This is a genomic window from Dactylosporangium sp. CA-233914, assembly GCF_050942935.1.
GTDB lineage: Bacteria > Actinomycetota > Actinomycetes > Mycobacteriales > Micromonosporaceae > Dactylosporangium.
This window is the reverse complement of the sequence record NZ_CP192030.1, coordinates 3434371-3446075: the sequence shown is the minus strand read 5'-3', so window position 1 is coordinate 3446075 and position 11705 is coordinate 3434371. Positions and strand designations below refer to the sequence as shown.

The window sequence follows — 11705 nt, the reverse complement described above, 5'->3', positions numbered from 1 at the left end:
TAGACCTGGCTCTACCGCCGGGCCTCCAGCCAGCTCCAGTGCGCCCGGCCCCGGTGCCACGGTTTGCTGATCGCCATGACGACGAGCGACGTGCCGGCCCGCCCTCCTGCAAGGCGACGGCGAATCGTACGGATCGGCATCGTCCTGCTGGCACTGATCCTGCTGGTCACGGTGGTGGGCGCCGGCTACGAGACCCTCTCGGAACGCGGTGACGACAAGCGGTACCCGATGCCGGGACGGCTGGTCGACGCCGGCGGGCACAAGCTGCATCTCAATTGCACCGGCACGGGGGGACCGACGGTCGTGCTCGAAGCCGGGCTGGGTGAATCGTCCGCGGGGTGGGCGACGATCCAGGGACAACTCAGCGGCGGCGGCCGGGTCTGCAGCTACGACCGGGCCGGCTACGCATGGAGCGAACCGGGGCCGGGCCCCCGCACCGCCGGCCGGGCCGCCGATGAACTGCACACCATGCTGCTGGCGGCCGGTGAGCCGGGGCCGTACGTCTTCGTCGCGCACTCCTACGGAGGCCACATCGTGCGACTGTTCGCCGATCGGTGGCCCGAATCCACCCGCGGCATGGTCCTGCTCGACGTGAGCGACGAGAACGCCACCACTGCCCTGAAGGCCGCCAAGACGCCGCTCACCGTGCAGTTCGCGGTCCAGCGGGGCGCCGCACGTCTTGGCGCCGTCCGGCTGTTCGGCGGCCTGCTGATCCCGGACAACGCACCGTCCCTGGCCCGCCGGGCCGCCCCGGTGGTCTACGGCCCAGGATCACTCGCCGCCGGCGGCGCCGAGGTCGCCGCGAGCCTCGACAGCGCCGGCCAGGTCCGCACGACCGTCCGCCCAACCGCCTGGGGCGACCGGCCGGTCGCCGTCATCGCCGCCGGCGGGCAGCCGGCGACGGCGCTCGACCCGCAACGCCGGCTCGCCGAACTGTCCAGCCGAGGCTGCTTCGTCATCGCTGACACCACCGACCACTACATCCACTACGCCGAACCCGACCTGGTCGTCCGGGTGACGCAAGACGTCCGCGGGGGCACCTGCTGACGGACCCGACGGCCATCCGAGCAGGAAGCGCTACCCAGGATCGCGTCAAGGCTGGCGCCTCGGCCGTACTCAGCGCATCCGCAGGACGGTCTTGCCGCGCAATCCGGTGACCTTGCCGCCGCCGGCCAGGGCTCGGGGCCCCTCCTCGAGGGCCAGATTCGTGCCGATGACGGGGCGGACGGCGCCTGCCGTGACAAGGCGCGCGAGTTCGGCGAGGCGCTCGGGCTTGCGATCAAGCCGGTAGTTGGCGGTGCGGATACGCTGGTCGGCAAGGCGTTGCTCGTCGAGGCCGAAGGCGGTCGACAACAGCATGCCGCTGTTGCGCACGGCGCCCGCCACGCCGGGCATGACCGAACGGTCGCCCACCGTATCGAGAACGGCGTCGACGCCCCCGGGCGCGAGCCTCCGCAGCGCCTGGTCGAGCGGCTCCGCGCCGCGGACGACGATCTCGTCGGCGCCGAGGCCGCGTACCTGCTCGGTGATCTGCGCGGATGCCGTCGCGATGACCCGGATCCCACCGGCTGCGGCGACCTGCACGGCGAAGGTGCCCACACCCCCCGTCGCGCCGATCACCAGCAGCGTGCCGCCCTTGGGCACCTCCATGTGATCGATCGCGCCGATCGCGGTCATACCCGCGGTCGGAAGCGCGGCGGCCTCGTGGCTCGGCAATCCGTCAGGGATAGCGGCCAGCGCACCGAACGCGGGCGCCGCCTGTACCACGCAGACCTCCGCGAAGGTGCCGAACTGCAGCGGCTGGCTCCAGAACTGGCCGAAAACGCGATCCCCCACCCGAAACTGCGTGACGCCATCGCCCACGGCGGTGATGACGCCGGCACCGTCCATCCCGAGCGTGAGCGGGAACCGGTACTCGCCAAGCGCCGCCAGCGACCCGGAGGCGATGGCCGCGTCCAGCGGATTCGTCGCCGCCGCCTCGATGGTCACCTGAATCTGGCCACTGCCGGGCTCGGGCACCGGCAGCTCGGTGAGCTTCGGGGTGTCGCCGAAACGTTCGATGGCGATTGCTCGCATGCGCTGTCTCCAATTCCACCGCCGGCCGTTTGCCGTACGCCACACCAGGGTGCGGCCAAGGCCGGCCACAGGGAATGACCGATCCGGCACCGACTATGAACGAAAAAGCACCAATCGCGCTGTCGAGCAGGTAATAGTGTGGAGGCGTGACAGTGGAGTCCCGGCCCGTACGGTACTTCGTCGCGGTGGCGGAGGAAGGCAGCTTCACCCGGGCCGCAGCACGGCTGGGGATCGCCGGCCCCGCGCTCTCACGAGCGATCCGCAACCTCGAGACCGAACTCGGCGTGCGCCTGTTCGAGCGCTCCACCCGCGTCGTGGAGCTGACCGAGCCCGGGGTGGTACTGCTGACCCACGCGCGGCCGGCCCTCGAGGCGCTCGACGCGGCGGCCCGCCGTGCCGTACGCGCATCGGCATCGCAACGCAGCCTGCTGCTCGCCGTCAAGGCCGACGCCGACGGTGGCCTGCTGGAAGACATCCTCGCCGCGGCGGCCACCGAGCCCGATGCCGGGCCGGTCGCCGTGCGCCTGTGCGGCTGGCGGGAGCACACCCGGCTGCTGCGCACGGGCGAGGCCGATGCCGCGCTCATGTTCGAGCCCTACGACCCAGCCGGCATCGACGCGGACGTCGTCGCGGTCGAGCCTCGCGTGGCGGCGCTACCCGCCGACCATCCCCTCGCCACAGCCGCGCGGGTACGGCTGACCGACCTCGGCATCGCCCCCGAGAACGTCACCGAACGGGCCGAGCGCGACATCCACCAGCTCGGCGTGCACGACCTCGCGCAACTGCTTGCGCTCGTCGGCCTCGGCACGACGATCACCGTGCTGCCGAGGTCGGTCGCGGCCAGGTACCCCCGGCAAGCGGTGGCCTACGTCCCCATCGAGGACTGCCCGCCCGCCGCCCTCGTCATCGCCTGGCCGCAGCACTCCCGCAGCCGCGGCGTGGCCGCCCTGGTGCGCGCGGCGACCGCCGTCGCCACGTCCCGCGGCATCGGTACGGCCGTCGAGGCAGAGCGGTGAACGCACGGGCCGGCGTCCAGGATTGCCACAGTCGATCTCGTCGTTGAGTTTGCTGTCGTACAGTCATACAATTCTACGGTGTTCGATCCGCGATCTGACCTGTTCGTGGCCGCCCAACCGGACGCCTTTGATCTCCTGGTGCACGGCGCGATCGACGTCCACGTCCACGGTCAGCCCGACGTGTCGGCCGGACTGCCCAATCGCGGCGCGGACGTTGCCGTGGCCCGGCTGGCGCAGGCGTACGGCATGTCGGGCCTGGTCCTCAAGTCGCACCTGTGGCCGACGATGGACCGGGCCCGGGCCGTGCAGCAGGCGATGGCCGGGACCGAGTTCCGGGTGCACGGCAGCATCACCCTCAACCCGCCGGTTGGCGGGCTGGAGCCCAGCGTGGTCGAACTGGCGGCCGCGCACGGTGCACGGGTGGTGTTCCTGCCGACCTGGGCAGCCGCCGCCGACGTCGCCCGCGGCGGATACATCTCCCGGCTACTGGGGCGGGCTGCGCCATCCTTCGACGAGTACGCCACCCGGTCGGGCGTCGCGTTGTGCGAAGCGGGCGGGACCCTGTCCGGCCGGGCACGGGCGGTTGTCGACGCCTGCCGGGCGCTCAATCTCCCGCTGGCCACCGGACACGCCTCGGCCGCGGAGAGCCGTGCGGTCGCCAGGTACTGCGCCGAGGTCGGGCAGCGCCTGCTGATCACTCATCCGCTGCACTACACCACGGATCCGGCGGAGCTGCGCGAGTTCGCCGACATGGGCGCGTATCTGGAGTTCTGCAACGCGCCGCTGGTGCACCCGGACGGGCATCTGCGCATCCGGGATGTGCACGAGGCACTGGCCGCTGCCGGTCCGCAGCGGGCCATCCTCACCACGGACGTGTTCTCCCGGTGGGTGCCGCCCGAGCCAGAGTGCCTGCGCATGTTCGTCGAGCAACTCGCCTACCTCGGTTGGACGGCCGAGCAGATCGCCACGATGGTGTCCACCAACCCACGCGCCTTCCTCGGAGAACCGGCATGAGAGTAGAGCACGTCGATCCCGCGGACATGACCGACGGCCAACGGGCCGTCTACGACCGGTACGCCACCGGGCCACGCGCCGCGCCGGACAACCCCTTCCTGCTCGTCGGCCCCGACGGGCGGCTCCAGGGCCCGCCCGCGGTCTGGATTCTCAGCCCCGCGTTCGGCCAGGCGCTACAACAGATCGGCGCCGCGGTCCGGTTCGGCTCGCGGCTGCCCGCCCGGGCCTGCGAGATCGCGGTCCTGCTCGTCGGCCACCACCACAACAGCCCCTTCGAGCTGTACGCGCACCGGCGCGCCGGCGCGGCCGCGGGTCTGAGCGAGGCCGACCTGGCGGCGCTGGCCGACGGCAAGGAACCGGCGGCGCTGTCCGAGGTGGAGTGGCGCGTCTTGCGGACGACCCGGTTGATCCTCGACCGGGGAACACTGAACGACGAGCAGTTCCGCGACGCGGCCGGGGTGCTCGGCGAGGCCGGGCTGTTCGAGCTCGTCACGATCGTCGGCTACTACACGATGGTGGCCTGGCAGCTCGCCGTCTTCGACGTCCAGCCACCGGTGGCGTCATGAGCTGGTCGATCTGGATTCTCGAATACGGCTACGTGGACCGGTTCCCGGCGAGCAACCTGTTCGCGGCGCAGCCGAACGAGGGGCACCGGCGGATGCCGTACTGCTTCGGGCTGATCCGCTCGGCGGACCGGTGCATCCTGGTCGACACCGGCTTCGCGGATCCGGCGACGTACCGGCGGCTCACCGCCAAGTACGGCGAGACCCGGTGGTGCGCGCCGGTCGACGCGCTCGCCCGGGTCGGCGTCCCACCCGAGCAGGTGGACACCATCCTGTTGACCCACAACCACTTCGACCACGCCGGCTGTGTCGACGCGTTCCCCGGCGCGCACGTCTGGATCCAGCGGCGGGAGATCGACAGCTACCTCGCCGCGGCCGCCCGGCCCGCCCGGTTCGAGTTCCTGACCCGCTCCTGCCAGGCGGACCTCCCGCAGCACCTCGCGGCTCGGCCGGCGACGCTGGTCGACGGGGAGGCCGAAGCGGCGCCGGGCATCGAACTGCGCCCGGCGCACGACACCCACACGGCCGGCTCGCAGGTGGTCGTGGTCACCAACGAGCCGGACGGCGCCTGGGTGTTCGCCGGCGACAACGTCTACAGCTACGAGAACATCGAGGGCATCCACGGCGACGGCGTCTACGCGCCGATCGGGATGAGCACCGGCAGCGCCGCCACCTGGCTCGATTTCGCCGACGCGATGCTGACCGGCGTCGGCGGGGACACCCGGCGCATCCTGCCGTTCCACGAGGCGGCGGTGTGGGACCGGTTCCCCTCCGCCACGTTCGACGACGGTCTGCACGTGGCGGAGGTTTCCCTGGCCGGTGGGCACCCTAGTGTGGTGTGCGCAGCCCGAACGGGCTGAGCAGGCGGGTTGCGAGGGCGTAGGCGAGGTGGCCGGCCGGCCACTGCGTCACGTTGTGCCCCGCCTGGTCGTGGTAGTAGTTGTGGCAGCCGGCATTCATCGCCGAGGCGCTGGTCGCCATCCGCCGGTCGATCCAGGCCAGGAAGCGCCGCGCCGCGTCCGGCGACGTGTCGACGGTGCGGGCCCCGGTGCGCTCCAGCCGCCGCACGGCCCGCACGACGACTTCGGCCTGCCGTTCGAGCTGGGCGATGACCGAAACGCCGCCGTTGGTGTTCGGACCGTACAGCATGAAGAAGTTGGGGAAGCCCGGCACCGTGATGCCCAGGAACGCGCTGGCGCGCTCCCGCCACACGTCGTGGATGCTGCGCCCGTCGACGCCCTTCACGTCCAGGCTGGACAGGAACTTCGTCGGCTGGAAACCGGTGCTGAGGATCAGCACGTCGGCGTCCCGGTGGGTCCCCGTCGCATCGAGCACACCGGTCGGCGTCACCTTGGCCACCGGGTGCGGTACCAGTTCCACGTTGCCCCGGTTCAGCGCCGGATAGAAGGTGGAGGACAGCACCGGCCGCTTGCATCCCCACGGGTAGTCCGGGGTCACCGCCGCCCGGGTCGCCGGGTCCTGGATGCTGGTGGCGATGAACCGCTCGCACAGCCCGCGCATGCGGCGCTGGTAGCGCGAGCCGACGTCGTAGCCCTTGAACCGGCGGTTGCCTTTGTGGAAGATCCACGCCCGGTTCAGCCGCTGCGCGAGCGGCACGTTGCGGAACACCCAGCGCTGGCGGGGGGTGAACTCCCGCTCGTTCTTCGGCTCGATCCAGCCCGGCTGACGCTGGAAGACGTAGACCTGGCGGGCGGCCGGGGCGATCGCGGGGACGATCTGCACCGCGGTCGACCCGGTGCCGACCACCGCCACGGACTTGCCGGTCAGGTCCTGGTCCTGCCAGCGGGAGGTGTGGAAGCACGGGCCGCTGAAGGTGTCCAGACCCGGCCAGTCCGGGTAGCGGGGCACGTTGAGCAGGCCCAGCGCGGAGATGACGACGTCGAACTCCTCGCTGTCACCGTGCTCCGTGGACAGCCGGTAGGTCTGCGTCGACTCCTCCCACACCAGGTCGGTGACCCGGGTGTTCAGCCGCAGGTGCGGGGTGAGCCCGAACCGCTCGACCACGTGTTGCACGTAGGCGAGCAGTTCGGGCTGGGTCGCGTGGGTGCGCGGCCAGTCGTACTTGAGGAAGGAGAGCGAGTAGGCGTGCGAGTGCACGTCCACCTCGCACCCCGGGTACCGGTTGTCGAACCAGGTGCCGCCGACCCCGGCGGACTGCTCATAGATGACGACCGAGGCCGAGGTACTGCGGCGCAGCTTGATCGCGGCGGCGATGCCACCCACCCCGGCGCCGATGACGGCGACCCGCATGGGTACGCGCCCGCGCTTCATCGGTCGGCCGGCGCCGGGTAGTCGCCGGCGTTGAACACCCAGCCGTCCATGGCGGAGAAGTCGGACCGCGGCGGGCAGAACACGTCGATGAGGTGGTTGGTCCCCGGCGAGACGGCTTCGCTGGTGTGCAGCGAGGGAGGCGGAATCACGGTGACCGACGGTGCCACCACCCGCTGGTGCTCGTCGTCGCGCCAGTTCGCCTTGTCGGTCGTCCAGGGCCAGCGGATGTGGTGTACGTACTCCCCGGCCAGCACGATCGAGCACTGCTCGAAGTCGTCGTGCTTGTGCGGGGACATCTTGGACGGGTCGCGCGGCCCCTGCTTGGGATCGATGAAGTTGACCATGAAGGTGGTGCACCGGTAGAGCCGGAACGGCGGGTTCGCCAGCGGCGGGACGGTCAGGTCGTAGGCGCGGATCCGGTACCCCTCCGGCGGGTCCGGCCAGGGCTGCAACGGCGGGATGTTCTCGTGCGCTTCGGCGTAGGAGCCGGCGTTGGCGGCGAGATCGGCCAGGTCGGTCGAGCGGGTGGTGACCAGCCGCAGCACCCGGCCCTGCCCGGTGACCGTGACCGTGGTGTCGCCGGGCGGCAGGACGAGCATGGTCCTGCCGGACGCGGAGACCTCCTGGCCGGGCGCCTGGGCGCGCGCCGCCAGCGAGTCGTCGGCCAGCAGGAGGACGTACTCGTCCGGCTGGCCGGTCCGGCTGAAGGTGGCGGTGCCGTCGACCTCGCTGTAGCCGACGACGAAGTTCTGCCCGCGGGCGTACCAGGTGGAGACGTCACCGGTCTTCTCCACGGGTGGCAGGTCGCGGAACTGGACGTGCTCGGAGCCGGAGAACCGCTCGGGTGTCGCGGCCGCCGCGGTGGCGGTGGGCAGGGTGGAGCGCAGATCGCTGGAGTCGTACGCCATGGAGGCTCCTTCTAGGCGGGTCGGCTGCGCAGATCGGCGACGACGGACGCCGCGGCGGACCTCAGCAGGCTGGTGTCGTTGCTGACCATCACGTACCGGTAGCCGCGGTCGGCGGCCTGCCGTGCCTGCGCGGCGGTCTGCACCGCCGTGCCGGCCGGCACTCCGCGCGCTTGCGCGGCGCTCAGCAGCCGGTCGACGAGTGTCTGGATCTGGGGGTCGGACTGCGGTAGGCCGGACGACAGTTGCAGGTCGCCCATGCCGAGAAAGACGCCGTTGAGGCCGGGGACGTCGAGGATCTCCTCGACCGAATCGATCGCGGCGCGCTCCTCCAACTGGACGGCGCGCATGACCTCCTCGTCGCCGAAGCGCAGGTATTCGTCGCGGGGTGTAGCACCCCAGCGCCCGGCCCGGGAGGTGGAGCCGAGGCCCCGGTCGCCGCGAGGGGAGAACAGCATCTGCCGGACCGCCGCGGACGCCTCGCCGACGGAGGTCACCCGCGGCACCAGGATGCCGTCGACCCCGACGTCCAGCAGTCGCTGGAGGTGGCTGCCGCTGCGGTCGGGGACACGGACCAGGACGGACAGGCCGGCGCCCTGCGCCACCACCGTCGCCTGGTACGCGAACTCGAAGGTCAGCGGCGCGTGCTCCTGGTCGATCACGATGAAGTCGAAGCCGGCGTCGGCCAGGATCTCCACCGGCTCCAACGCCGGGATCTTGACCCAGGTGCCGACCAGGCACCGGTCGGCCGAGGCCAGCCGGCGAGCGAAACCCAATCGCGCCATGGTGCTCCTCACAAGGGGATTTGGGTTCATGGATTGTAGCATCGTCATACGATCTCAAACAACGGATCGACGCTGGACCCCGCCCGCGGACCCGCCCGGAGTGGGTACGATGTCAGCTACGAACCCGTTGCCACAAGGTGGATGAGGGAGGATGACGGTGACACAGACCAATGTGTTGCGCGTTGAGCGGAACCCGGCCCTGATCCGCTCGCAGGTCGTGGCGAACCTGCGGCAGGCGATCCTCGACCGCCGGCTCGCGCCGGGGCAGCGCCTGATCGAGCGGGAACTGGTCGAGCTGACCGGCGCCTCACGCACCAGCGTCCGGGAGGCACTGCGCGAACTGGCCGCCGAGGGCCTGGTCACCGCGATCCCCAACAAGGGCATGGCGGTCAGCAGCGTCAGCGCCGAGGAGGCCCGCCAGCTCTACCAGGTACGGTCGGCGCTCGAGGCGCTGGCCGGCCGGCTCTTCGTCGAGAACGCGAGCGCCGCCCAGCGCAAGGCCCTGGTTCGGGCGCTGGAGCGGGTCGAGCGACAGGCCGCCAAGGGCGCGCCGATCCTGGCCGCGAAGGACGACTTCTACGACGTGCTCTTCGAGGGCGGCGGCAACGAGGCGCTGCGGTCGATCGTCGGCGGCCTGCACGCCCGCGTGAGCATGCTGCGGTCACTGTCCACATCGGTCCCGGGCCGGCTGGAGCACAGCATCAAGGAGTTGCACGCGATCGTCGACGCCGCGCTGGCCAACGACGCCGAGGCTGCCGCGGCGGCCTGCGCCCGGCACGTCGAGGAGGCCGGCCGCACCGGGCTGAGCGCGCTGTCCGAGTAGGACGGGGCGTAACACCCCCACCCCTCGCCATCCATCGACATCACCGTCGACCGCTTCCCAAGATTGTATGACCGTCGTACGCTGTGGCTGCCCATCGGCGTGAGACAGGAGCGGCCCATGAGTGATGACGAGAGCCGGCTCGAACGCGGCAACCGGGTCCGACGCGAGGTGCTCGGCGACGCACACGTGGACCGGTCGCTGCTGCGGGCCACGGAGTTCACCCGGGTCGTGCAGGAGTACGTGACGGCCAGTTGCTGGGGCGACATCTGGTCCCGCGCGGGGCTCGACCGGCGCACCCGCAGCCTGATCAACCTGGCGATGCTGACGGCACTGAACCGCCCGCACGAGTTCTGCGTGCACATCCGCGGCGCGCTGCGCAACGGCTGCACCGAGTCCGAGATCCAGGAGGTGTTGCTGCAGACCGCCGCGTACTGCGGCGCGCCGGCCGCGCTCGAATCGTTCCGGCTCGCCCAGCGGACCATCGACGAGGTTCGGCAGGAGGCCACCGCCGCCGGGGACTCGGTCGGGACCGTCGCCGGATGACCCGGCGCACCGGCGCCCGGGTCGTCGCGGACATGCTCGACGGCTACGGCGTGACCCACGTCTTCCTGGTCCCGGCGATCCTGCGCCGCACCCTGGCCGAACTGGAACGGCACCACCCGCACATCGACCGCGTCGTCACCCACGGCGAGAAGTCGGCCGCCTACATGGCGGACGGATACGCGCGGGTGTCCGGCCGCCCCGGCGTCGCGGCGGCGCAGGTGGTCGGGGCGCTGAACCTCGCCGCCGGGCTGCGCGAGCCGTTCCTGGCCGGGTCCCCGGTGATCGCCCTGACCGGCGGCCGCTCACCGGCCACCAAGTACCGGCACGTCTACCAGGAGATCGACGACCTGCCGGCGTTCGACCCGGTGACCAAGCTCAACGCGACCGTCGAGCACCCCGACCGGTTCCCGGACATGCTGCGGCACGCGTTCCGGCTCGCCACCACGGGCTCCCCCGGCCCGGTCCACCTGCAGATCCAGGGCAATGAGGGGCAACTCGACACGGAGCCGACCGACGCCGAGCCGATCGTGGAGCCGGCCTTCGCCCGGGTGCCCGCGGTACGCCCGGCGCCGGACGACGAGAGCGTCGCGGCGGTGCTGCGCGTGCTGGCCGCGGCCGAGCGGCCGGTCATCGTGGCCGGCGGCGGCGTGCGGTCCTCCCGCGCCGGCGCGGAACTCGTGGCGCTCGCCGACGCGCTGGGCATCCCGGTGGCCACGTCGGCGAGCGGCAAGGACACCGTCCCGGGCACCCACCCGCGCTCGGTGGGCGTGGTCGGCACGTACTCGCGGGAGTGCGCGAACCAGGTGGTCGCCCGCGCGGACCTCGTGTGTTTCATCGGCACCAGCACCGGCAGCATGACCACACACTTCTGGACCGTGCCGCCGGAGGGCACCCCGGCGGTACAGATCGACATCGAACCGTCCCGCCTCGGGCGCAACTACCCGCCGCGGGCGTCGCTGGCCGCCGACGCGAAGGCGGCCCTCACCCGGATGCTCGCCCTGGCCCCCCGGCACCGGCAGCCGGACCGCACGGCCTGGCTGTCCGAAGTGGACGATCTGCGGGCGGCCTGGCGGGCACGCTACCGCGAGGTGCTGACCAGCGACGCTGTGCCGATCCGGCCTGAGCGCATCGCCGGCGAGTTGACCGCCGGCCTGCCCGGTGACGCCGTCCTGGTGGTCGACACCGGGCACGCCGGGATGTGGATGGCCCAGTTCCACGACGTCACCACAGCCGAGCAGGGCTACCTGCGCAGCGCCGGCCACCTCGGGTGGGCGTTCTGCGCGGGTGTGGGCGCCAAGTGCGCCGCCCCGGACCGGCCGGTGGTGGTCTTCACCGGCGACGCCGGCCTCTACTACCACCTGGGGGAGATCGAGACCGCGGTGCGCCGCGGGGTGAACCTCGTAACCGTGGTGAACAACAACCATGGCGGGAACCAGAGCAGGCGCGGCTTCGACCGGGCCTACGGCGGCGCGGCCACCGAACGGGCCCGCGAACTGTGGACCTACCGCGACGTGGACTTCGCCCGGGTCGCCGAGGAGATGGGCGCGCTGGGCATCCGGGTGGACCGCCCCGGCGACCTGGCGCCGGCGCTGGAGCGGGCGCTGTCCGCCGGCCGCCCGGTCGTGCTCGACGTGCACACCGACATCGACGTCGTCGCTCCCCTGCCGGTCAACTGATCAGCGGCCGGC

The 11705-nt window shown here is 71.7% G+C and carries 12 protein-coding genes; 8 read left to right on the top strand and 4 right to left on the bottom strand.

Going from position 1 to position 11705, the window contains the following annotated elements; translation table 11 throughout:
* The first annotated feature begins 75 nt into the window (after positions 1-75).
* Positions 76-1047: an alpha/beta fold hydrolase gene (locus tag ACQPY0_RS15920; RefSeq protein ID WP_432989423.1), complete on the top strand. Its 972-nt coding sequence runs from the start codon at positions 76-78 to the stop codon at positions 1045-1047.
* A gap of 69 nt (positions 1048-1116) precedes the next feature.
* Here the strand turns inward: ACQPY0_RS15920 and ACQPY0_RS15915 are convergent, their stop codons facing one another.
* On the bottom strand, positions 1117-2076 hold the full coding sequence (locus ACQPY0_RS15915; RefSeq protein ID WP_432989421.1) for an NADP-dependent oxidoreductase: 960 nt from the start codon (positions 2074-2076) through the stop codon (positions 1117-1119).
* A gap of 146 nt (positions 2077-2222) precedes the next feature.
* Between ACQPY0_RS15915 and ACQPY0_RS15910 the strand changes: the two genes are divergently transcribed.
* The 4 genes from ACQPY0_RS15910 to ACQPY0_RS15895 all read left to right on the top strand — a co-directional run bounded on the left by ACQPY0_RS15910 (position 2223) and on the right by ACQPY0_RS15895 (position 5529).
* The gene (locus ACQPY0_RS15910; RefSeq protein ID WP_432989419.1) at positions 2223-3092 is read left to right on the top strand and encodes a LysR family transcriptional regulator; all 870 of its coding nucleotides are present in this window, start codon (positions 2223-2225) and stop codon (positions 3090-3092) included.
* 78 nt (positions 3093-3170) lie between these two features.
* Complete coding sequence (locus ACQPY0_RS15905) at positions 3171-4106, top strand: DUF6282 family protein (protein WP_432989417.1); 936 nt, start codon at positions 3171-3173, stop codon at positions 4104-4106.
* Positions 4103-4672 carry a carboxymuconolactone decarboxylase family protein gene (locus tag ACQPY0_RS15900; protein WP_432989415.1) on the top strand — a complete coding sequence of 190 codons (570 nt, stop codon included), beginning with the start codon at positions 4103-4105 and terminating at the stop codon, positions 4670-4672. Before ACQPY0_RS15905 ends, ACQPY0_RS15900 begins: the two co-directional genes overlap by 4 nt.
* Positions 4669-5529 (top strand): N-acyl homoserine lactonase family protein, encoded by an 861-nt coding sequence (locus ACQPY0_RS15895; protein ID WP_432989413.1) that lies wholly within the window; start codon positions 4669-4671, stop codon positions 5527-5529. The genes ACQPY0_RS15900 and ACQPY0_RS15895 overlap by 4 nt, the downstream gene beginning before the upstream one ends.
* Here ACQPY0_RS15895 and ACQPY0_RS15890 read toward each other — a convergent pair.
* The 3 genes from ACQPY0_RS15890 to ACQPY0_RS15880 are packed head-to-tail and all read right to left on the bottom strand — an operon-like array spanning position 5498 to position 8651.
* Entirely contained in the window at positions 5498-6940 is a 1443-nt protein-coding gene (locus ACQPY0_RS15890) for a flavin-containing monooxygenase (protein WP_432989411.1), read from the bottom strand. The two genes, ACQPY0_RS15895 and ACQPY0_RS15890, sit on opposite strands and share 32 nt — an antisense overlap.
* A 17-nt stretch (positions 6941-6957) precedes the next feature.
* Positions 6958-7869, bottom strand: a complete 912-nt coding sequence (locus tag ACQPY0_RS15885) for a hypothetical protein (RefSeq protein WP_432989409.1) — start codon at positions 7867-7869, stop codon at positions 6958-6960.
* An 11-nt stretch (positions 7870-7880) separates the two neighbouring features.
* Positions 7881-8651, bottom strand: a complete 771-nt coding sequence (locus tag ACQPY0_RS15880; RefSeq protein ID WP_432989407.1) for an HpcH/HpaI aldolase family protein — start codon at positions 8649-8651, stop codon at positions 7881-7883.
* Between the two features lie 157 nt (positions 8652-8808).
* Here ACQPY0_RS15880 and ACQPY0_RS15875 point away from each other — a divergent pair, with 157 nt between their 5' ends.
* From ACQPY0_RS15875 to ACQPY0_RS15865, 3 genes are all read left to right on the top strand, one after another.
* Positions 8809-9474 (top strand): GntR family transcriptional regulator, encoded by a 666-nt coding sequence (locus tag ACQPY0_RS15875; RefSeq protein WP_432989405.1) that lies wholly within the window; start codon positions 8809-8811, stop codon positions 9472-9474.
* A gap of 117 nt (positions 9475-9591) precedes the next feature.
* Positions 9592-10017 carry a carboxymuconolactone decarboxylase family protein gene (locus ACQPY0_RS15870; protein ID WP_432989403.1) on the top strand — a complete coding sequence of 142 codons (426 nt, stop codon included), beginning with the start codon at positions 9592-9594 and terminating at the stop codon, positions 10015-10017.
* On the top strand, positions 10014-11693 hold the full coding sequence (locus ACQPY0_RS15865) for a thiamine pyrophosphate-binding protein (RefSeq protein WP_432989401.1): 1680 nt from the start codon (positions 10014-10016) through the stop codon (positions 11691-11693). The genes ACQPY0_RS15870 and ACQPY0_RS15865 overlap by 4 nt, the downstream gene beginning before the upstream one ends.
* Positions 11694-11705 lie beyond the last annotated feature (12 nt).

Excerpts from the sequence above, each read along its gene's own strand:
- ACQPY0_RS15920 (WP_432989423.1), top strand. The coding sequence starts at position 76 with ATGACGACGAGCGACGTGCCGGCCCGCCCTCCTGCAAGGCGACGGCGA.
- ACQPY0_RS15915 (WP_432989421.1), bottom strand. The coding sequence starts at position 2,076 with ATGCGAGCAATCGCCATCGAACGTTTCGGCGACACCCCGAAGCTCACC.
- ACQPY0_RS15900 (WP_432989415.1), top strand. The coding sequence starts at position 4,103 with ATGAGAGTAGAGCACGTCGATCCCGCGGACATGACCGACGGCCAACGG.
- ACQPY0_RS15895 (WP_432989413.1), top strand. The coding sequence starts at position 4,669 with ATGAGCTGGTCGATCTGGATTCTCGAATACGGCTACGTGGACCGGTTC.
- ACQPY0_RS15890 (WP_432989411.1), bottom strand. The coding sequence starts at position 6,940 with ATGCGGGTCGCCGTCATCGGCGCCGGGGTGGGTGGCATCGCCGCCGCG.
- ACQPY0_RS15885 (WP_432989409.1), bottom strand. The coding sequence starts at position 7,869 with ATGGCGTACGACTCCAGCGATCTGCGCTCCACCCTGCCCACCGCCACC.
- ACQPY0_RS15880 (WP_432989407.1), bottom strand. The coding sequence starts at position 8,651 with ATGGCGCGATTGGGTTTCGCTCGCCGGCTGGCCTCGGCCGACCGGTGC.
- ACQPY0_RS15870 (WP_432989403.1), top strand. The coding sequence starts at position 9,592 with ATGAGTGATGACGAGAGCCGGCTCGAACGCGGCAACCGGGTCCGACGC.
- ACQPY0_RS15865 (WP_432989401.1), top strand. The coding sequence starts at position 10,014 with ATGACCCGGCGCACCGGCGCCCGGGTCGTCGCGGACATGCTCGACGGC.